Annotated in this window: 17 protein-coding genes and 1 pseudogene; 16 read left to right on the forward strand and 2 right to left on the reverse strand. The window is 64.3% G+C overall.

Annotated features, from left to right (window positions below):
- Positions 1-11: 11 nt before the first annotated feature.
- Entirely contained in the window at positions 12-1,136 is a 1,125-nt protein-coding gene (locus CA236_RS10680; protein WP_125945565.1) for a glycosyltransferase family 1 protein, read from the reverse strand.
- Between the two features lie 408 nt (positions 1,137-1,544).
- Between CA236_RS10680 and CA236_RS10685 the strand changes: the two genes are divergently transcribed.
- From CA236_RS10685 to CA236_RS10710, 6 genes are all read left to right on the forward strand, one after another.
- A complete protein-coding gene (locus tag CA236_RS10685) occupies positions 1,545-2,888 on the forward strand; it encodes a glycosyltransferase family 1 protein (protein WP_125945566.1) in 1,344 nt (447 codons plus the stop codon).
- A gap of 110 nt (positions 2,889-2,998) precedes the next feature.
- Entirely contained in the window at positions 2,999-4,105 is a 1,107-nt protein-coding gene (locus CA236_RS10690) for a hypothetical protein (protein WP_241212606.1), read from the forward strand.
- Entirely contained in the window at positions 4,105-4,902 is a 798-nt protein-coding gene (locus CA236_RS10695; RefSeq protein WP_125945567.1) for an ABC transporter permease, read from the forward strand. Before CA236_RS10690 ends, CA236_RS10695 begins: the two co-directional genes overlap by 1 nt.
- Complete coding sequence (locus CA236_RS19340; protein ID WP_125945568.1) at positions 4,899-6,389, forward strand: ATP-binding cassette domain-containing protein; 1,491 nt, start codon at positions 4,899-4,901, stop codon at positions 6,387-6,389. The genes CA236_RS10695 and CA236_RS19340 overlap by 4 nt, the downstream gene beginning before the upstream one ends.
- A 79-nt stretch (positions 6,390-6,468) precedes the next feature.
- Entirely contained in the window at positions 6,469-7,782 is a 1,314-nt protein-coding gene (locus tag CA236_RS10705; RefSeq protein ID WP_197075456.1) for a glycosyltransferase family 1 protein, read from the forward strand.
- A complete protein-coding gene (locus CA236_RS10710; RefSeq protein WP_125945569.1) occupies positions 7,782-8,999 on the forward strand; it encodes a polysaccharide biosynthesis/export family protein in 1,218 nt (405 codons plus the stop codon). The genes CA236_RS10705 and CA236_RS10710 overlap by 1 nt, the downstream gene beginning before the upstream one ends.
- 925 nt (positions 9,000-9,924) lie before the next feature.
- On the opposite strand, the gene CA236_RS10715 is transcribed toward CA236_RS10710, so the two are convergent.
- A complete protein-coding gene (locus CA236_RS10715; RefSeq protein ID WP_125945570.1) occupies positions 9,925-11,085 on the reverse strand; it encodes an IS110 family transposase in 1,161 nt (386 codons plus the stop codon).
- Positions 11,086-11,196: 111 nt separating this feature from the next.
- Between CA236_RS10715 and CA236_RS10720 the strand changes: the two genes are divergently transcribed.
- From CA236_RS10720 to CA236_RS10765, 10 genes and pseudogenes are all read left to right on the forward strand, one after another.
- A complete protein-coding gene (locus CA236_RS10720; protein ID WP_125945571.1) occupies positions 11,197-11,517 on the forward strand; it encodes a hypothetical protein in 321 nt (106 codons plus the stop codon).
- Between the two features lie 991 nt (positions 11,518-12,508).
- Positions 12,509-13,849 carry a H(+)/Cl(-) exchange transporter ClcA gene (clcA, locus tag CA236_RS10725; protein ID WP_125945572.1) on the forward strand — a complete coding sequence of 447 codons (1,341 nt, stop codon included), beginning with the start codon at positions 12,509-12,511 and terminating at the stop codon, positions 13,847-13,849.
- Positions 13,850-14,682: 833 nt separating this feature from the next.
- A complete protein-coding gene (locus CA236_RS10730; protein ID WP_125945573.1) occupies positions 14,683-16,725 on the forward strand; it encodes a TonB-dependent receptor in 2,043 nt (680 codons plus the stop codon).
- Positions 16,726-17,020: 295 nt separating this feature from the next.
- On the forward strand, positions 17,021-17,875 hold the full coding sequence (locus tag CA236_RS10735) for an SH3-like domain-containing protein (RefSeq protein WP_164518911.1): 855 nt from the start codon (positions 17,021-17,023) through the stop codon (positions 17,873-17,875).
- Between the two features lie 33 nt (positions 17,876-17,908).
- Positions 17,909-18,670, forward strand: coding sequence for a thiocyanate hydrolase subunit gamma (scnC, locus tag CA236_RS10740; protein WP_082102909.1), 762 nt, complete (start codon positions 17,909-17,911; stop codon positions 18,668-18,670).
- Positions 18,667-19,047 carry a hypothetical protein gene (locus CA236_RS10745; protein ID WP_082102911.1) on the forward strand — a complete coding sequence of 127 codons (381 nt, stop codon included), beginning with the start codon at positions 18,667-18,669 and terminating at the stop codon, positions 19,045-19,047. The genes scnC and CA236_RS10745 overlap by 4 nt, the downstream gene beginning before the upstream one ends.
- Before the next feature lie 22 nt (positions 19,048-19,069).
- The gene (locus tag CA236_RS10750; RefSeq protein ID WP_046408930.1) at positions 19,070-19,723 is read left to right on the forward strand and encodes a HupE/UreJ family protein; all 654 of its coding nucleotides are present in this window, start codon (positions 19,070-19,072) and stop codon (positions 19,721-19,723) included.
- Positions 19,724-19,896: 173 nt separating this feature from the next.
- Complete coding sequence (locus CA236_RS10755; protein WP_046408931.1) at positions 19,897-20,208, forward strand: hypothetical protein; 312 nt, start codon at positions 19,897-19,899, stop codon at positions 20,206-20,208.
- Between the two features lie 276 nt (positions 20,209-20,484).
- The gene (locus tag CA236_RS10760) at positions 20,485-21,294 is read left to right on the forward strand and encodes a sulfite exporter TauE/SafE family protein (RefSeq protein ID WP_125945575.1); all 810 of its coding nucleotides are present in this window, start codon (positions 20,485-20,487) and stop codon (positions 21,292-21,294) included.
- Positions 21,295-21,452: 158 nt separating this feature from the next.
- Positions 21,453-21,592, forward strand: a pseudogene (locus CA236_RS10765) (ammonium transporter); the annotation flags it as partial.

Raw genomic sequence — 21,592 nt, forward strand, 5'->3', positions numbered from 1 at the left:
TCGATCTTCCATCATCGCGACACGGTCTGACGGTAAATGCCGATCATGGTCGTCGCCGCGCTTTCCCAGCTCAGCTCGGCGGCGCGGGCCAGCCCGGCGCGGCGCAGGTCGGCCGCCGTCCGGCTGTCATCGACCACCGCAACCAGGGCGTGCGCGATGTCGGCCGGATCACGCGGATCGACCAGGCGAGCGGCGCCGCCCGCCACCTCGGGCATGGCCGATACATTGCTGGTGATGACCGGACAGCCGCATGCCATCGCCTCCGCCACGGGATTGCCGAAGCCTTCATACAGCGATGGGTGGAGAAAGGCACTGGCGGCCGAATAGAGCGACAGCAGGACATCCTCCGACACCGCCGAGAGCAGGTGCACACGGTCCGCGATCCCCAGCTCTGCCGCCAGGCGGTGCAGCCGCCGCACGCCGGGGCCGGCGCGCTGCACGATGACGAGATCGATGTCGGTACGGTCGCGAAATGCGGTCGCGAAACCGGCAATCGCACCTTCATGGTTCTTGTACGGCGCATATTGGCCGGTGGTGAGAACAAAGCGCCGATCCGGATGCAATCCGAGCGCCGCCAATGCGGCCCAGTCCGGGGCGACCGGGCGAAAGCGTGACGCGACGCCGGAGCGGGCGATATGCACCCGCGGCGCGGCGGAGGGATCATGCGTGACGATATCGCGTGCGGTCGCCTCGCTGACCGCGACGATCGCATCGGCGGATCGCAGCGCGCGCCGGATGCCGTGGCCGTAGAACAGGCGGTCGATCGTGCCGCGCAGGCCGGTGCGGCACCAGTCCGGATGGGTCAGCCACATGATGTCGTGCACCGTCGTGACGCACGGGACGGTCAGCCGCGCCGGCATGATGTTGGACGGCGCGTGGAACAGGTCAATCGCTGCCATGTCGATGAGACGCGGCAGCCACCACATGCTCGCGGGGCCGTTCGCCGCCTGGGGCACCACGACTTCGGTGACGTTGGCGGCCGCGCTGAGCGGGCCGGGATGCGCCGGGTTGCGCAGCAGCAGGAAGTCGAGGTCGGGCGCGCGGAGCGGCATCAGATCGATCAACCCCCGCAGCACCTCAGCGATGCCGCTGTAGCGCCTGCCAATGTAGCGGCAATCGATACAGATCGTCGTCAAGCTGCGTTCACCCGCCGTGTCCAGCGAGGGCGAGGTCGCGCCGGAACATCAGGAGTCGCTGCCGGGTGGATCGTGTGGCGCGCGCCCGGGGAGTGCCCGCCCGGTGCTGTGCCCAGGACGCTGCACGATCCGACGCCGCCTGCTGACCATCAGATCGTGCACGCGCGGGCGAAAGCGACATGTCATGCGGCGGATGTATCCCCCCGCGAACCCCGAAGAACTAAGGGAGTTTCACACTTGGCAGGTGGACCGAATCCGCCGTGAGGCGACGGTGCGCGATGAAGGGCGCGACGTTGCCCACGGCAGTTTGCGAGCGAAAAGCGTATATCGGGGTTGGGCCGAAGTAAGTATAAGCTGCGATATCGACCAATACACTCGCGTGGCATTCAGCACAGGGAGGGGACGGTCGTGAAGCCTGACCAACTTCTTTCTGTGTACGACGATTGTCCGGCGACTTGGGAACGGCGCGATGCGGCGTCCGGTGATCATCTTGTCGCGGCCATGCGCCACGCCCTGGCGGCAGCGCGGCCGCCGCCGGATGCGGGGCGGGCCCTGCTGCTGGATGTGACGCGGTTGATTGCGTGCTGCTGGACCGGCCGGTTGCCCACCGGCATCGACCGGGTCTGCTACGCCTACCTCCACCATTATGCCGGGCGGGCATCGGCCGTGATCCAGCACCGCGGCTTCATCCGTGTGCTGGATCGGCGGCACACGGACGCCCTGTTCGATCTGCTGCGCGATCGGCGCCGCGGCTTCCAGGCGCGCATCGCGGCGTTTGCGCCGCGGGCCTTGGCGGCGGGGAGCGCGCCGCCGCCCGGCGCGACCTATGTCAACGTCGGCCACACCGATTTCGACCTGCCGTCGCACACGCGCTGGATCGGGCGGCACGGATTGCGGCCGGTGTATCTGATCCATGACCTGATCCCGATCACCCACAAGCAGCTTTGCCGCCCCCATGCGGTCCGGCGGCATCTGGGCCGCGTGGCCAATGCGTTGCGGCATGGCGCTGGTATCGTCGTGAGCAGCCAGGCGGTGGCGGAGGACTTGCTGCGCTTTGCGCGTGAGTGCCGGCTGAAGGCGCCACCGCTGCTTGTCGCACCGCTGGCGGGGGCGACGTTCGAGACGCGCCGCGGCCTGCACGGGGATGCCGAGCGGTATTTCCTGTGCGTGGGGACGATCGAGGGGCGCAAGAACCATGTCCTGCTGCTCGAAGTGTGGCGGCGGCTCCGCCAGCGGCTGGGGCGGGCGGCGCCGCGGCTCGTCATCGTCGGGCAATGGGGGCGGGGCGCCGAACAGGTGCGCGACATGCTGGCGCGCGATCCGGACCTGGCCGAGCATGTCGTCCGGATCGACCATTGCACCGACGAGGAACTGGCAGGGTTGATGGCGGGGGCCTGCGCCATGCTGATGCCGACGCTGGCGGAAGGATACGGACTGCCGATGGCGGAGGCGCTGGGGCTGCGGCTGCCGGTGATCGCCAGCGACCTGCCGTGTTTCCACGAGGTGGGGAAGGGGATCCCCTGTTTGCTCGACCCGCATGACGTGGAGGCATGGGCGGCCGTGATCGCCCGTTTTGGTGACGATTGCCCGCGGTATCGGCGCCAGATCATGCAGGTTCGGCGGTTCCGCCCGACGACATGGGGCGATCATTTCGACCGCGTCGATGAATGGCTGCCGACGCTGGAGCGCGGGGATGACGCGGAGGCCGCGCACCCGGCCGCGCCGATCGGGGAGTGCGAGGATGTGGCTTGAGCGGAAGGAGGTGGCTGCTTGCCCGATGATCGGTCAGCCCAGGAGGGGCGAACGACCCATGCATGGCTGCCGATCCGGATCCTAGCCAACAACGACCGGGGGGTTCGAGATTGACCAATAACCTGCTGGTACGGCTGAGACGCCTTGGTCCGATTTTCCTGATCGCGGTCGTTATCCCGACGCTTGGGGCGTTCCTCTACTTCGGGCTGTTCGCCAGCGACGTCTATGTTTCCGAATCGCGCTTCGTCGTGCGCAGCCCGAGCAAGGCGGCGGTCACGTCGCTCGGGCAGGTGCTGAGCAGCGGCGGGCTGACCGGGGCGAGCGAGGAGAGCAATGCGGTCATCGAGTATCTCGAGTCGCGCAGCGCCGTCGCGGACGCCAACCGCGCCAACCTGCTGAGCCGCGCGTGGAGCGATGCCAGGATCTTCGTGCTGGACCGCTTCGGCGGGCTGCGGGAGCCGAACCGCGAGCGGCTGTATCGCTATTACCTCGACAAGGTGACGGTGGAGGATGAGCCGACCACGCAGGTCGTCCACCTGACTGTCCGCGCCTTTGCCGCGCCCGATGCGCAGGCGATCAACGAACGGCTGCTCGAGCGATCCGAAGCGTTGGTGAACCGCCTGTCGGACCGGGCGCGCGGCGATGCGCTGGCGCTGGCCAACCGCGAGGTCGACGAGGCGCAGCAGCGTGCGCGCAACGCGGCGATCGCGCTGGCCGATTATCGCAACCGGTCCCGCATCATCGATCCCGAGAAGCAGGCCGCCGCGCGGCTGCAGATGGTGTCCAAGCTGCAGGACGAGCTGATCGCCGCGCAGACCCAGCTGAAGCAGATGGAGACCTACACCCCGCAGGCGACGCAGATCCCGTACCTGCGCACGCAGGTGGCCTCGTTGCAGCGCGAGATCGCGGCCCAGACCGCCAGCATCGCCGGCGGTTCCGGCTCGCTGTCGTCGACGGCCGCGCGCTATCAGGTGCTGCTGCTGGATTCGGAACTGGCGGGCAAGCAGCTCGCCGCGGCGCTGATCGGGCTGCAGGATGCGCGCGCCGAGGCGCGGCGCAAGCGCGCCTATGTCGAGCGGATCGCCGAGCCCAGCCTGCCGGATTATGCGGTCGAGCCCAAGCGGCTGCGGGGGATTGTCGCGACCCTGCTGCTTGGCCTGCTCACCTGGGGCATCCTGTCGGTGTTGCTGGTCGGCGTGCGCGAGCATCGCGACTGATGGACCGGGCCGCCACGCCCCCGTTGCGCGAAAGCATGCGCGTCCAGGTCCGCATCCTGGGCGCCTTGCTGGTGCGCGAGATGCTGACCCGCTACGGCCGGCACAACATCGGTTTTCTGTGGCTGTTCGTCGAGCCGATGATGTTCACCGCCGGCGTGACCGCGCTGTGGACGGCCAGCAAGTCGGTCCATGGCAGCGACCTGCCGATCGTCGCCTTCGCGCTGACCGGCTATTCCAGCGTGCTGTTGTGGCGCAACATGCCGGGGCGGTGCATCGGCGCGCTGTGGAGCAACCTGTCGCTGATGTACCATCGCAACATCCGCGTGCTGGACATCTATGTCGCGCGGATCCTGCTGGAATTCGGCGGCGCGACCATTTCGTTCGCGACGCTGAGCGTGTTCTTCATCGCGCTCGGCTGGCTGAAGCCGCCCGAGAATGTGCTGGAAGTGGCGGCCGGCTGGCTCATCATCGCCTGGTTCGGCGCGGCGCTGGCGATCACGCTGGGCGCGCTGTCGCATGAGAGCGAGCTGGTCGACAAATTGTGGCACCCGGCGTCCTACCTGATCTTCCCGCTGTCGGGCGCCGCGTTCCTGGTCGATGCGCTGCCGGAGGTGGCGCAGAAATATGTGCTGCTGATCCCGATGGTCCACGGCACCGAGATCGTGCGCGAAGGCTATTTCGGGTCGCGGGTGAACGCCCATTATGACCTGGGCTACGTCCTGCCATTCTGCCTGGTGCTGACCTTTGTCGCGCTGGTCGCGACCCGCTGGGTCGCGGCGCGGGTGGTGCCCGAATGATCCGGCTGAGCGGCGTCCGGAAGGTGTATCGCACGCGGTTCGGCGACAATGTCGTGCTCGACGGCATCGACCTGGAGCTACGCATGGGCGAGCGGCTGGGCATCCTGGGACGCAACGGCGCCGGCAAGTCGACCATGGTGCGGCTGATCAGCGGCGCCGAGCGGCAGACGGCGGGGCGGATCGAGCGCACCATGTCGGTATCCTGGCCGCTCGCCTTTGGCGGGGCGTTCCAGCAGAACCTGACCGGGGTCGACAATGTGCGCTTCATCAGCCGCGTGTACGACCAGGATTTCGCGCGCAACCTGGCGTTCGTCGAGGATTTCTCCGAGCTTGGGCCCTATCTGCGCGAGCCGGTGCGCACCTATTCCTCAGGCATGCGCGCGCGGCTGGCGTTCGCCATTTCCATGATCATCGAGTTCGACTGCTTCCTGATCGAGGAGATCGGCGCGGTGGGCGACGCGCGCTTCCATGATCGCTGCAATTACGAGCTGTTCGGCAAGCGCGGCGACCGGGCGATGGTGCTGATCTCTCACGATGCGGGCTATGTCCGCGATCACTGCAATCGTTTCGCGCTGCTGCATCAGGGCAAGCTGGCGCTCTATGACGATTTCGAAACGGCCTACGGCGAGTTCCGCGAGCGGATCGGCCTGATCGCCGCGCCCGTGATCGACCATTCGACCACCGCCGATCGCGGCGCGCTGATCGAAGTGGCGCAGCATCGCGCGTTGCAGGATGAGCGGTTCACGATGCTGGTGCGCGAGGGCGACTGGCTGCGCGACGAACGCCGCTGGGGCGAGGCGGAGGAGCGCTATGCCGCCGCGCTGGCGCTGCATCCCTATCAGCGGTCCTATTGGGTGCAGCATGCGCATGTCGCCAAGGAGGATGGTGACTTCCAGCGTGCGGAAGCCTCTTATCGCACCGCCTGCGCGTTCGGCGAGCCGGTCCATGACGTGATCGAGCATCTCGCCTTCGTGCTGTCGCGGCAGGGGATCGAACCCGCCGCATGGCCGGTCCACCCTTATGTAAAGGGGCCGGTGAAGAACCAGGTGCCGGGCGGACCCGATATCGCGGTGCTGGCGCGCTTGTTGTGGGATGAGGAGGCGCCGGAGACCGAAGTGGTCGCGCTGCTGCGTCGCCACGCCACCTTCGACGACCTGCTGTTCGACATGCTGAGCCATGAGCGCGTGCGCGACGTGCACGAGCCGTGGCTGCGCCATGCCCGCGAGCATGGGACGATCCCGCGCGACCTGGCGCACGGTGGCGGCACCGAGGGGTCGGCGGCGGGTAGCGACGCCGCCGACTGGGCGCGGACCGTGTGCGTCATCGCGCTGTCCGAGGCGTCCGATGACACTCGTCAGCAATTGATCGACGGCATCGTCGCGGGACAGGCGCCGCTGCCGCTGCTCATCACCCTTGGCGGCTTTGCCGATTGGCCGCTGACGCAGGCGGCGTTGCAGCACCTCGTCGCGCCGCAAACCGAACAATGAATGGCCGAACAATGAGCGCCCGAACAATGAGTGGCCCGAACAATGAGCGGCCCGCCCCATCCATCATGGTAGTTGCCCAATGAAGAACATCCTGATCGACGGCTATAATCTGGGGCTGGAAAAGGGCACCGGTGTCGCCACTTACGCGCGCAACCTCAGCTATGAGATCGGGCATCTGGGCTATCGCACGTCGGTGCTCTACGGCAATCGCGCCGCGCCATCGCGCCAGCCACTGATGCGCGAGATCGCGTTCTTCGACAGCAATGTGGGGGAGCGCAACCGGTCGCTGGAGATCATCGAGCAGTTCCACCGCGCGCTGCTCGGCCCGCTTGGCCATGTCGCGGCGGAGGTGCCGATCACCGGCAAGGTCATCGCGCGGCAATATAGCGCGCGGATGCCGCATTATGACACGCTCTACAATGCGACCGACGTGTTCAAGCGCTCGCAGAGCGCGTTCAAGCTGTGGGGGGAGGTGTCCAACGTGCGGCTGCCGGTGCGGCCGGACCTGGTGCACTGGACCTATCCCATTCCGCTGCGCGTCAAGAAGACGACCAACATCTACACGCTGCACGACCTGGTGCCGCTGCGGCTGCCCTATGCGACGCTTGACCACAAACGGCGCTATTTCAGTCTCCTCAAGAAGCTTGATCGCACGGCGGATCACTTCGTCACCGTGTCGGAATGTTCGCGCCGCGACCTGATCGAGGTGGCGGGGATCGCGCCGGAGCGGATCACCAACACCTATCAGTCGGTCGACATCCCGGCCAAGTATCGGGACAAATCCGACGAGCAGGTGGCGCGCGAGGTGGAGGGGGCGACCGGCACCGGGTTCAAGGAATATTTCCTGTTCTGGGGCTCGATCGAGCCGAAGAAGAACATCGGCCGGATGCTTGAGGCCTATCTGGCGAGCAAGGTCGATACGCCGCTGGTGATGGTGGGCGCGCAGGCGTGGAAATCGGAGCAGGAGCTTCGCCTGCTCGACAATGCGAGCCTGGAATGGTTCCAGATCGCCGACCGCTCGATCCTGCATCGCAAGCGGGTGATCCAGCTGCAATATGCACCCTTCAGCCTGCTGGTGAGCCTGATCCGCGGCGCCAAGGCGGCCCTGTTCCCCTCGCTGTACGAGGGGTTCGGCCTGCCAGTGCTGGAGGCGATGTCGCTGGGGACGCCGGTGCTGTGCTCCGACACCTCGTCGCTGCCCGAAGTGGCGGGCGATGCCGCGCTGATGATCGATCCCTATGACACGGCGGCGATCAGCCAGGCGATCCGCACGCTGGATGCGGATGACGACCTGCGCGCCGAGCTGTCGCGGCGCGGCCTGGAGCAGGCGGCCCGCTTCAGCCCCGCCATCTATCGCGACCATCTTGCCGCCTTGTATCAGAGGTTCCTGTGATGACCCGGCACACGCCACGCTATTTGACGCCCGCGCACCCCACTGGCGCGCGCCGGCTGCGGCGATGGATCGCGGGCACGATCACGCTGGCGATGCTGTCCGGGTGCACGGCGTTCGGCGGGTCGGGGCCGTCCACCGGCGCGGTGAAGCGGGCCTATAAGGAAGGCTATGCCGCGGCCGATATCCAGGTGATGGATCTCGACAGCAATGTGATCCAGCGCGTGAGGGCGGCGACACAGTCGCAGCGGTTCGCGCAGGTATTCGGATCGACCCCGCCGACCGCGACGGTGATCGGCAGCGGCGATATTCTGGACGTCGCCGTATGGGAGGCGCCGCCGGCGGTGCTCTTTGGCGCGACCAGCGTCGATCCGCGGCTCGCCGCCAACCCGATGGTGGCGCAGAGCGCGGCGATCCCGCAGCAGATGGTCAGCGAGGAGGGCACCATCTCGGTCCCGTTCGTCGGCCAGCTGGCGGTGCGCGGGCGTACGCCGCAGCAGGTGGAGCGGCTGATCATCGCGGGGCTCGCCGGGCGGGCGCACGCGCCGCAGGCGGTGGTGCGCGTGGTGCAGAACGACAGCCGCGCGGTGACGATTCTGGGCGAGGTCGCGGCGAGCCGACGGATGCCGCTGACCGGGCGCGGGGAACGGCTGCTCGATGCCCTCGCGGCGGCGGGCGGCACGCGCCAGCCGGTGGGCAAGATGACGGTGCAGCTCGCGCGGGGTGGGCGGACCGCGATCATGCCGCTGGAAACGATCATCGCCGAGCCGGCGCAGAATGTGACGCTGGCGCCGGGCGACGTCGTGACCGCGCTGTTCCAGCCGTTCAGCTTCATTGCCCTGGGCGCGGTGGCGCAGAATGCGGAAGTGCCGTTCGAGGGTGGCGGCCTGTCGTTGGCGCAGGCGCTGGGACGGATCGGCGGGCTGCGCGACGATCGCGCCAGCGTGCACGGCGTGTTCATCTTCCGCCTGGAGGATCCCGCTGCACTGGCCCCCGAGGTTGCGGCGACCGCACGCCGGACGGCGGATGGTCGCATCCCGGTGATCTATCGCCTCGACATGAGCAACGGCACCGCCCTGTTCGCGGCGCAGGATTTCCAGATCCGTAACCGCGACGTCTTGTATGTCTCCAACGCGCCGCTGGTGGATTTCCAGAAGTTCCTGAACACCGTGTCCAACGCCGCCTTCTCGATCATCGGCATCGGCAATGCGCTGAACTAGACGGGGCGCGGCGACGGTGGTGGCGCGCACCATGGACCTCGCGGGAGATCCTCATTCTCTGGGCTGGTCGCGGTAGGTAGAACGGGCACAAAAAACGGGGTCGTAGTGACAGACTGCGGTTCCGGGATCAGAGAAGTCGAATAGGGCGTGGGCGCAGTTCGCCTGCGCCACGCGGCCTAGAACGGGAATGACGGGTAGCGTCTTGTAAATAAGGCTGTAACTTTAACGTTTTCAGTGAGATAGGTTGTCTAGTCTCGTCTGAATTGCAACTTACTGGCAGGTCGGCGCCGTTTCGAACCGCTCCTTCGAGCGCTCAGTCGACTTCGAAGTTAATCTTCGAAGTCGACTGAGCGCAACCGCCGCAGGCGGCTGCCGGCGTCCCTGAGAACCGACCCCGCTGAAGTCTGCCGCGCTAACGACTTAGCCTTGCAGATGTCCCATCGATCTGCGACGAAAGCGCATCGCCGATTACAGAGCGGCGATGGGGCGTGGAAACCCCTCGAAGGCATGTCTCGGTCATTCAGTGGCCGGGTGGCATGCGCGCATGTCCAACCGGCTGGCCGGTAAAGGCGCATGCGCCTGCGCCTTCGTAGGTTTCCAACACTCTCTAGCTGAGGTCCCCTCGTCTGGGGGCAACGCTGGCGACAACTACTTCATCATGGTTCGCCTGTTCTGGCAACGTCCTTGTGGTCGGTGTCGATCAACCCGGGGTGCAACAGTCTCTCCGGGGTCATGCGACGGCTGTGGTGAGGCAGCCTTGTCACGGTCGCATGCCGCAAGGGGGTGGATTCGTATCGAAGGGTGGCGCTTCAACAACCGTAGCTCGGGGTCATCGCTGCCCCAAAGTTGAAAGCGAAGTCGCCGGTCCCTCCGCCTCCCGGGAGGATCGTACCGTCCATCGGACGGATGGGGTGAATAGGTGGGGTCAGACGTGCGCGGCCTGCATCATCTGGCGATGCGGCTCGACCGTCTCTGTCTTGAACTGGAAGTGGGTGCCGTCGCGCCACATGCCGAACAGGATGATGGCCAGCTTGCGCGCGACCGCGATCCGCGCCTTGTTGAAGCCGATCTTCTTGGCAAGCCGCAGACCCCAGTCCTTCAAGGATGAGAACGTCTTGGTCGCCGACAGCATCACGGTGGCGGCGGTGACGAGGTGGGTGCGCGTCAGCCGGTTGCCCATCTTGCTGATCCGCCCATGCACCAAGCTCTCGCCCGACTGGTAGACGCGCGGGGTCAGCCCGAGATAGGCGGCGACGTCGTCGGCGCGGCGGAAGCGGCTCGGCTCCTCGATCGCGGTGAAGAACGACAGGGCGGTGATGGCGCCGATGCCGGGCACCGCCATGAAGCGCCGGCAGATCGGGTTGGCGGCGGCCAGCGCCTCCAGCTCGGCCTCGATCCGGTCGGCATCGGCTTGGAGCCGCTCGCACAGGTCGAGCACCGGCACGATGCGCGGGCGCATGTTGATGCCGTCGCGGTCCTGGATCTGCAGCAGCTGCTCGACGACGCGGGTGCGGTAGGTGGCGGCCGACTTGGCACCGGCCTCGACCTGGCCTCCATAGACGCGCAGCAGCCCGCGGATCATGTTCTCGTTGGCGACGCGCTGCTGCACCAGGCGATGACGCATGATGAGCTGGGCGCGCACCTCGTAGCAAGCCGCAGTCTTGACGTAGACCTCGGTCAGATAGTCGCGCCCGGTGCGGGTGATCTCGGCGATGCCGCGCGCGTCGTTGGTGTCGGTCTTGTTGCGCTTCAAGGACAGCACGCGGTGCACCTGAAGCGCATCCATTACCGCCACCTGATAGCCGAGCCGGCGCAGGCCGCCCGACAGGTGCACCGACATGGCGCCCGTCTCCATGCCGACCGCCGCCACGTTGGAGGTGAAGTTCTTCGCCAGATAGCGTCCGATCTCGGTCGGGTGCGTCTTCATGGCGCACTGGTGGACGACCTTCCCGTCGCCATCGAGCACGCACACCGCGGTCGACTTCATACCCACATCGAGGCCGACCCAGACACGGCCCCGCGCCGGGTCCGCCTCCGCCGCCGCCCGCACCGCCAGGATCTCGGGGTTGCTGATCTTCTTGGTCATCGTGGCTCTCCTCTCACGACGCCATCGTGCACCCCCCGGACAGAGAAGACCTCAGCTAAACCACAACCGGCTTGAGCCGGTCCGCTCCATAACAATGTTGGAGGACCGAGCTTGCACTTCGATATTACCGGAACAATTCGTCCTGAGGACCTCGAGAAGGTAATTGTGCCGCTCATGACAACTCTTTCGCACGAGGGTGTTGAGACGATCAGCAATATCACTTTAAGCTTTTTGGGCTGGCCTCGCGATGGGGAGCGCTTGCAGATCGTAGACGATGACGGCCGGGTAACTTCGATGAGCTGTGACGCTGAGGAAATCGCGTCTCGACCACAGGTAGAGCGATTTGTACTCCCCGATGGCATCTCCCTGCGCCAGCGGCCTCATGACAAGGAGTTTAGTCTTTTCGCAATCGCATTTGGTCATGACGACTGATTTCGCGCACTGCTATGGATCTATAGCGGCTTGAGGCTCGGTTGGCGGGGTCTATCCTGCCAACCAAACTTGCCGCTACTCAGATGGAAGACGCGTTCTAGATGGGTAAGCAGGGAATGGTAGCTGCCCCCTAACCCACCGGACCTAGAACAGCACCTTCGGCGCCACCGTGGAGCGGTAAGAGCGCTCGTAGACCCTGCATAGCGGATTGTGCTAACTAACCTTCGGCTATCGTCGCCATGAGAGCTGACGCGCTCAAAGGCTTAAGGCTGAAAAGAGCCACATCCAGGGCTGTACGAGTTTGCTTCAAACTCGCAATTGGGCGTTAGCTGCCGTTCGACGCAACGCAGGATACATGGCAGCTAGGCGCCCAATTTCAGTCGTTCGGCCGGCCGACGCTTAATCCCGAAAGCCGCAGTTCATCTATTACAAATCGAGCCGGCGTGCTGTGTTCTTGCTGAAAGAACTTAGAGAAAGCAGGCGGAATCGCCCTCGCGGCATGCGGAAGAACATCTGCGCGTCCTGACCCTTACCGATACGGCGTCCCACGTGTCACCTATGAGGCAGCGATCTCAGATAGGCGGCGACCGCGCGATACGCCGGCAGTGATGTGGGGTCGGCTATTGGCGACGCAGGAAGTTCAGTCGGAACGACCCTTCGGACGGCGTCCGCTTCCCTCCACAATCATTGTGAAAGCCGCCACTCATCCATTGCGCTCAAGGCGCGCTGTGAGCAGCTGAGCCTAGTAGGGGGCGAGAACGGCTTAGGTTCGGCGCGGATCGCTCCGTTAACGCGATCCCTTACCGCCTCCGTCTTCTTCTCTGCCTTCGCGCGCGCTGCCACGTTCACCTTCTGGCTGTGATCAACGACATTTGAAACGGGCAGCGCGCGGGCATTCACTTCACCGTGCATCGGCCCGCCCGATGAACCAGTGGAGTTAAGCAACGTTGGTGCCTGCTGCCGCAACGATGTGAACTCATGGGGTGGGCACATGAACGACCCTATTCCGGCAAAATCGGCAGCCGACGCTCGTGGAGCTTTGTTCCACTATCTTGCCCTCGCGACGATAGTGGGGGTGGTGACCGGCACCATCGGATCGTTGTTCCACCTCTCGCTCAATTCGCTTCAGCAATGGCCAATGCTGCTTCGGTCGCAGCTGGGTGGCTTTCTGCTGGTGACGACAGCTGCGCTCCTCACGATGATCGCGACGGTCACAGCAGTGGCGTTGGTCCGCCATCTCGCGCCGGAAGCCGGTGGCAGCGGCGTTCAGGAAGTGGAAGGGGCGATGGCTGGGCTCCGGCAAGTGCATGGGGCAAGGGTGCTGCCGGTCAAGTTCTTCGGCGGAATCGCCGCGATCGGTGGGGGCCTAGTGCTGGGGCGCGAAGGGCCAACGATCCATATCGGCGCATCGATCGCGTCCATGCTTGCAGGGCGATTCAGACTGGATGCGACCGGGCAAAGTGGCCTGCTCGCATCTGGAGCGGCAGCTGGCCTTGCCTGTGCCTTCAATGCACCCGTTGCCGGGGTTCTGTTCGTGATCGAGGAGACGAGGCGCCAGTTTCCCTATCGATTTGACACCTACATGGCGGTCATCCTGGCGGCGTTGTTGGCGACAGTCATGACCCAGCTGATCGGCGGCACAGGTGCAGATCTCTCCATGCCGGCGGCCGAGATGCCGCTCAGCACCCTTCCGCTATTCGTCCTGCTCGGATGCTTGCTGGGCGGGATCGGCGTTCTGCTCAACGCCGGCATTCTCCGTGCCCTTGCCCTGGCGGGCGCGTTGGCGAGGACAGCACCATATCTCTACCCCGCTGCGGTCGGACTGACGGTCGGTGTGCTGCTGGCGCTGATGCCGGACGCAGTGACCGGTGGAGAGGCATTAATCCCTGGGTGGGTCCGCGCGAACCCCGGCACATTCGCGCTGCTGGTGTTGTCCGCAATCCGCTTCTGCACCACAATTGCTAGCTATTCGGTCGGCGCGCCCGGTGGTATCTTCGCGCCAATCCTATCTCTGGCGGCCTGCATCGGACTGGCTTTTGCCGGGGCGGTTCACATGATCGTTCCATCAGGCACTCCAGTTTCCAGCGCATTTGCCATCGCTGCAATGGGCGGGCTGTTCACCGCTTCAGTCCGCTCGCCGATGGTCGGGGTGGTGCTGACACTAGAGTTGACCGGCGCCTACGCAGTCACGCTGCCGCTCGTTGCCACCTGCTTGTCCGCCAGCCTAGTGGCGCGAGGGCTGGGAGGCAGGCCAATCTACGAACAGCTACTCGACCGCACCCTCACACAGGCCGGCGCCAACCAGCCGCACCGAGGCGTAAAGGAGGCATGACGCGCTCCTGCGCGCGCTCTTGGCCCTAAAGGGCTCCCTGAAAGACGAAGGTGAAGCGATACGGTTTTCAGCTTGGCCTGTGGCTTCTAGCGGAACGGTGCGGCAGTCGCTTCCATCGGCGTACTCGCTGATCAAAGCAGCTGATGAACGTGGCGGCGAGCGCGATGGCAGAGAAGAAGGCGGTGGGGCAGCGGTCTTGGCGGGTGGCGGCGGGTAAATCTAAAAGCGTCGGGCCGCGCGAGCTTCATGAACGTGTCCCGCATAGCCGCTAAAGTTCCGCATCGGCGCGGGACCTGACAGACGCCGTAATGGCCCCGGGGTCGCAGCTTTCCCTTGCTAAGCAGTAGGCCGCGTCGATCGCGCCTCTTGATCAATGGCGAAATGGTTGCGGAATGCTCATCGTCATGCCGCTTCTGTGGCGATAGCATTTCAAGTGGAAGGGAAACGGCACTCACATGAAGACGTGAGTTGGCCTTTCTAGGTCAACCGCATCGTTGAAGAGGCTCAACCCTCCCACCAGCCTCCAAAGAGAACAATAGGGGGATTTAGGAGCGCGTATTCCAGAAAGGCTCTCTGTAATCATACGTAAAGTCACGAATCGACGAGTATCATATGCTCGTTAAGAAGTATTCGAAGACTAAGCTTAACGCACGGCACACTGCGTTGATGAACATACTGCCTAGCGCCGAATTTCTCCTCCTAGCGCGCGGAGTCATCCTTGGTCGTACTACATCGATCGTCGCTGGAAACCTCTCTCCTCTCCTGTCGAATCATCGAAGCACGAGATCGGCGGGGCACAATCGCCGAACTCTTTCCCACAGCAAGGAATGTCGATGAAGACCATTTTAAGGGGGTGCCTGGCGGCGTTGGCTTGCGCTTTCACCGTACCGGCCGAGGCTCAGCTGAGCGGACAGCCAGCAGCCAAGCCGACGCCGGAGTCGACCGAGCCGGCGGGTGCCGATATCGTGGTCTTTGGTCGCGGGGAGGCGAAGATCGGCGTTGCCCATGCCGCCAGCGAGGGGACTGTGGCTGGTGCGGACCTGCTGGTGAGGCCGCTGCTGCGCGTCTCGGAACTGCTTGAAGCAGTGCCCGGCATGGTGGCCGCGCAGCATTCCGGCAGCGGCAAGGCCAACCAGTACTTTCTGCGCGGCTTCAACCTGGATCACGGGTCGGACTTCACCACCTACATCGATGGCGTGCAGATGAACCTGAGGACCCATGGTCACGGTCAGGGCTATCTCGACCTCAACGGCCTGATCCCGGAGATCATTGCGCGGGAGGATTTCCGCAAAGGGCCGTACCGCGCCGATGGCGGCGACTTCGCGCTGGCCGGCGCGGCCTATATGACGACGATCGAGAGCTTCAATGCCCCGTGGGTGTCGCTGGAAGGCGGTTCCTATGGCTATGCTCGGCTGGCGGCGGGCGGGACGACCGACGGGCTCGGCGCGGGCAAGCTGACGCTCGCCGGCCAAGCGAAAATCTATGACGGGCCGTGGCAGGAGCCAGAGCATCTTCGCCACGCGTCCGGCTTTGCCAAATATGTCGCGCCACTTGGCGAGGGAACGATCGAGGCGTCGCTCAATGCCTATCACGCGACATGGCGTCCAACTGAGCAGATCCCCGAGCGAGTCATCGGATCGCCGATCTGCCCCGATGTCTTCTGTTCGCCCGATCCGTCCGCACGCGGGCGCACCACACGGCTGGTCGGCAATATCGCGTTCCGCCAGACGGACTGGCGCGCGAACATCTATGGCCAGTTCTACGACTGGGCGATGACGTCCAACCCGACCTACACCGACCCGGACGGGACAAGTGCGCAGATCCGCCAGTTCGACCGGCGATGGATCATCGGTGGTCGCGGCGAGAAGCACTGGACGGTGTCCCAGGCGCTGACGCTCACGCTCGGCACAGAGGCGCGATATGATCATATCGGTAATGTCGGTGTGTCGCGCACGAGCGAGCGCCGGTTTCTGTTCTCGCTCGGCCGGTACCACGTCGAGGAAGCGTCGGCCGCGCTTTATGGCGAGGCGACGTGGGAGCCGCTGGCTGGCCTTCGGCTGATCGGCGGCCTGCGCGGCGATTATTACCATTATTCCGTCCGTGCACGCGACGAGGCCGCAGCGCAGGCCGGCACGGGGAATGGGCATGATTCCATCCTCTCCCCCAAGGCCTCGGTCGCCTATTCGCTGACGCCGAACCTGGAATTGTACGGCAATTGGGGGCGGGGTTTTCACTCCAACGACGTTCGCGGCGCGGTGAATATCGAAACGCCCGTGCCGGTGCTGGTGCGCGGCGAGGGCAAGGAAGTGGGCGCGCGCTGGCAATTGTCCTCGCTGACGCTGACCGCCACGTATTGGTGGCTGGACGTGGACAGCGAGCTGCGCTTCGTCGGCGATTCCAACGCCGTCGAGCCGACCGGCGCGAGCAAGCGGCGCGGCTATGAACTGATTGCGTTCTGGCGGCCGCTGCGCTGGCTGGCGATTGACGGCAACTACACGGCCAGCCGCTCACGGTATGACAATGGCGACCGGATCCCCAATGCGTTCGAGGATGCGGCGTCTGCCGGCATCGCTCTTGTGCTTGACCCATGGGAGGCCAGCCTGCGTCTGCGCCACCTTGGGCCCTATCCGCTGATCGAGGACAATAGCGTCAGAGATGGCGGAAGCACCGTGTTCAACTTTCGCGCGGCGCGGAAGATCGGACGGTTCCAGGTCTATGGCGAGCTGCTCAACATCCTGAACAGCCGGGACAAGGACATAGTCTATTTCTACGAGTCCTACATCCCCTCGGTTGATGTGGACGGCCCGATCGAAGGGCGGCTGAGCCGGGTAGTCGAGCCGCGCACGTTGCGCCTGGGCGTTCGCGCCGAATTCTGACGAATGATGCTCCGTGCGGACGCCTGCGCGGCGGTTCAGGGTGAGCGCGTGCACCGATCAGGGATCGATGATCTCGCTAAAATGGCCGCTGCTTTTGGTAAGCTTTAGGGGAAGATGCGTATTTAGCGGTCAGTTTGCGTCCCCTACAACCAAAGGGCCGACAGAGGCTTTGGTACGAATTTGGTTGCTTCACGAAAGATGGGGCTGGCGGCGCCACAACAGCGCTTGTCGGAGCCACAAGTCACGACTGACCCAAAGCTTCCTCGTTTCGACCCGGAACAACGGAGATAGCGCGATGCCGTCACCCAAGGAAACCCGCCAGATCTACGAAACCGGCTCCCAATTGATGCCGGCGATCCATCAGGAAAGGGATTGGCCATACGAAGTCCCGCATATCCAGTATGAATCCTATATCTGGCCGACGCATGATGTTGGCGGTCAGGCAGCCGCTCCTCAGATCTTTGAAGAAAAAGAGGACGAGGATTGGGAGAAAAACGTCTACATCACCTGCGAAGTACTGGGCTTTCGCGGCATGTGGAATGCCGAAGAGCGGCGTCGCATTTATGCCAATGATATTGGCATGACGCTCTATTACGGCTTTCCGTACAATGCCCGCTGGATCTGGGGCGCAGCAAAGATGCTGGTCGACAAGAAATACATCGGGCTGCTCGAACTGCAGGAAAAGATTGCCGAGATCCGCGAGCGGCTGGGCGTCAACGCCACCCGCGACGGACACGCCAAGTCGAACATCGGCGCGTCTGCTCATGTCGACATCGCCACCCATAATGGCGATCCCAGCCAGGCCAGCAGCGGGCAACGCCCCGATTACGGGCCCAAGCCCCCCTGGGAGCCGACGGGTGAGACGCTGCCGGGCCGTTTCAAGGTGGGCGACAAGGTGCGGGTGAAGGATCTTCCGGCGATCTTCTACACCCGCACGCAATTATATGCCCGCAACATGACGGGTACGATTGCTGCGCTGACCTATCCCGACCTGGTTCCTGCCGATGAGGCCTGGGAGCGCTACGATCAGCCGCAGCAGCAATATTATATTGTCCGCTTCCCGCAGACCGAACTCTGGGCGGAATATCCGTTCCCGAACGACACGCTGCAGAGTGAATATCCGGACATGTGGCTCGAACCCGTCAAGTAACTGACGCAATCGCCCCAGCCATAGGAGCTAAGCATGGCGACGACAGATAATCATGGCCACGACCATTCGCACGATCACGACGACGACCATCCCGGCGCAGCGCCGATGGTCGACGAGATTTCCGACTTCGAAGTGCTCGAGTTGGCGGTTCGTGAACTGGCGATCGAGAAGGGCCTGTTCACCGCCGAAGATCATCGCGTGTTCTCGGAATGGAACGACGCGCGGTCGCCGGCCGCGGGATCACGCATGGTCGCCAAGGCCTGGCTGGACCCCGAGTACAAGGCGCGGGTTTTTTCCGACCCGCTGAATGCCAGCAAGGAGGTGGGCGTCGACTGGGCCGAGCCGAGCGGCTTTGGCACCACCAGCGACTACATGCACCTGACCGTGCTCGAAAACACGCCGACGCTGCACCACGTGATCGTCTGCACCTTGTGCTCCTGCTATCCGCGGCCGCTGCTGGGCCATTCGCCCTATTGGTATCGCGCGCCCAACTACCGTCGCCGGATCGTGCGCTGGCCGCGTCAGGTGCTGGCGGAATTCGGCCTGGTCATCCCGGCCGAGGTCGAGGTGCGGGTCGAGGATTCCAATGCCAAGAGCCGCTTCATGGTCCTTCCCGTGCGGCCCGAGGGCACCGAGGGCTGGTCGGAGGATCAGCTCGCGGAGATCGTCACGCGCGATTGCATGATCGGCATCGCCCAGCCGAAGCCCGGCCGGACGACCGACGGTCCGCGGCCGATCCACAAGGCCAGCCGGCCCGTGCATAGCGGCGGCCGGCCCAAGGAGGCGACACGATGAGCGCCGCCGAGGCCGCCGGTCACGGCTACCCCCGGGGGCAATATGTCGACCTCAATCGCGTCGAGCTGCTCGAGGCACTGCAGGACGAGGACCAGACGTGGGAGCGGCTGGCGGCGCGCTGGTCAGTGACCAATCCGGAGCCGCCATGGAAGGTGTGCCTCGATGCGACCTGCGACGCCCTGTCGGCGGTCGGCGCGCTGGACTCGCTCGAGCGCCGGCACGCCGAGGACGAACTGGAGGAGGTGTACAGCGAGATCCCGAACCCGGAGCGCCAGCTCCTGACGCTCGCGCACATCATGCTCAGCCGCGGGCTGGTGACCGAGGAGGAACTCGCTCGCCAGATCCGCACCGTCCGCGACCGGCTCGAAGCCGTCTAAGTTCCAAGGAGGTAGACATATCATGGCCAATCTTCGCTCTTCCGCCATACGTGCCGCCTGTGCGGTGCCTCTTTTCCTGGCGGGCACGTCGCCGGCATTCGCCCACCACCCGACGGGCGGCCAGACGCCGACGACGTTCGGCGACGGGCTGCTTTCCGGCATCGGGCACCCGATCATCGGGGTCGACCATTTCGCCTTTGTCGTGGCGGTCGGCATTGCCGCGGCGCTGGCGGGGCGGCTGTTGCCGCTGACCATCTCGTTCGTCGTCGGTGCCCTGGCGGGCTGCCTGGTACATATCGCGGGCGTCAACCTGCCGGTTGCCGAACTGGTCATCGCCGCGACCGTGCTGCTGCTCGGCGCGATCATCGCCACCAACCGGCAGCTTCCCGTGATCATGCTCGGTACGCTGTTCACAGGCGCTGGGCTGTTCCATGGCTGGGCCTATGGAGGGTCGATCCTGGGCGCGCAGGAAATGCCGCTGGTGGCCTATCTCAGCGGCTTCACCCTGATCCAGCTGGCGATCGCGGTGTTCGCCGGTCTCGTCACCCGCTGGGTGATGACCAGCCATCCGTCGCGCCAGATGAGCGTGCGGCTGGCGGGCGGTGTCGTTGCCGGCATGGGGCTGGCAATGTTCGCCGGGCAGATCGAGGGCGTGCTGTTCCCCGGCGTCCTCTGATCGCCGGCGGCGCGCGCCAACTGCGCGCTGGTTGAGTCGCCGCGTCATCGTTCCGGCACGGAGCACACGCTTCATCGCCGGAACGGTCGCCGCGCGCTGGCCCGGTGCCGGACACTGGCGGCGTCGCGATACTCTACCTTCCCGACAAACGCGAGTAACGCAGGAGAAGCATCATGGCAAAGTTCGAGAACCGGTTGGCCTGTGTGATCAAGTCTGATGGCACCATCGCCCGCGGGTACATGATCGACAAATGCGAAAAGAAGGGCGACAACGAATATCTGATAAGCTGGAAGATCCCGCTGCAGGGCGAGGCCAAGACTAACTTCGCGGGCACGATCGGCAGCGCGATGGAAGAGGAAGTCCAACCCGGCTTCATAACCGTTGGACTGACGCAAGATCCAAGTCAGATGCAGGTGCATACATTTGACGTGAGCGGCAAGCCTGCGGCCCGGTCATTTCACATCGCATGCTTCAGAGACGAGTAGATCGATTACGAATGCGGCCTCTGCCGTTGCTTCGACTATAATTCGGTTCGGAGCTGGAGCGCCTTGCTGAGGTTGGCGGCATGGGCCTGGGCGTAAAATAGCCGAGCGGAGAGAGCGGGCGAGGCTGGTTGCGGTTGTCGACCGATCTGGCGCTCAACGATTGCGGGTGATGGCCGCGCCGGTTTGCCCCTCTCTGCGAAGGTACCCGTTCCGGCACCGTCCCGACAGGTGTCACCCGCACCAGCGCTCGAAAGCAAGAGCAGAGGAGACCACCGGATGGATGACGTTCTCCTACGCATCGTGATATTCATACTGGTTGGTTTGATATCGGGCTTCTTCGCGGGCTTGTTCGGTATCGGCGGGGGCACCATCCGCATGCCGATCTTCATCTACCTGTTTCCCTGGCTCGGCGTTGCCCATCCGGTGATGATGCATGTAGCAACCGCGACCTCAATGGCACTCGTCATACCGAGCGCCATCAGTTCGAGCCGCAAGCACTACAAGCTCGGCGATTTAGATGTGGGATTTTTCAAGACCTGGGCCGTCGGCCTTCTTGTCGGCGTTGTGATCGGATCGATCCTGCTGCCATTCGGGTCGACCGAGATTTTGCAGGCCCTGTTTTCGATCTATATCGTCCTGGTAGGTCTCTACATCGCGTTCAATCACGGGCGCTTTTTTTTCGGACAGCAGCCGCCAGAGGGCGCAAAGATGGTCGGCCTCTCTTCGATAGTCGGCTTCGTCGCTGCGATGACCGGCACCAGCGGCGGCACGCTAACGACACCGATCCTCTCGGCCTTCAATATGCGTCTGGAACGCGCGCTCGCGATTTCTGCCGCGACCGGTCTGATCACCGGCACGGCGGCCTCAATCGGAGCTATCATCAGCGGTTGGAATGCCAAGGAGCTTCCGTCTTACTCACTCGGCTATGTCGACGTTATCATATTCCTGGTGATGGTTCCGACAGTCATGGTTGCCGCGCCGATCGGCGTGAGTGTCAGCCACAAGATGAACGAGCGAACCTTGCAGCTAACCTACGCGGTGCTGCTAATTGTCATCGGCATTGATCTTTTGCGGCGCCTAATCTGATTAGGATGGCGGATTAGACACAGAAGATACACATCTGCTCGAGATAGGTAAAAACCTCAGACTGCAAAGAGCAGGAAAGATCCGCAGTTCATAGAATCCGTTACGCGACCATCGTCGGGCCTCAGGATCGAATATGTAAAAATCGAGAGGAAGCGCTGATGAGAGGAATTGAACCGGGCGATACCGCCTTTCTGCTCGCCTGTACGGCGCTCGTCCTCATGATGACGCCGGCGCTGGCGCTGTTCTACGGGGGGCTGGTTCGGGAACGGAACGTTCTGTCGGTGATGATCCAGAACGT

This window comes from Sphingomonas sp. ABOLG (genome assembly GCF_003950435.1).
GTDB classification, from domain to species: Bacteria; Pseudomonadota; Alphaproteobacteria; order Sphingomonadales; family Sphingomonadaceae; genus Sphingomonas; species Sphingomonas panaciterrae.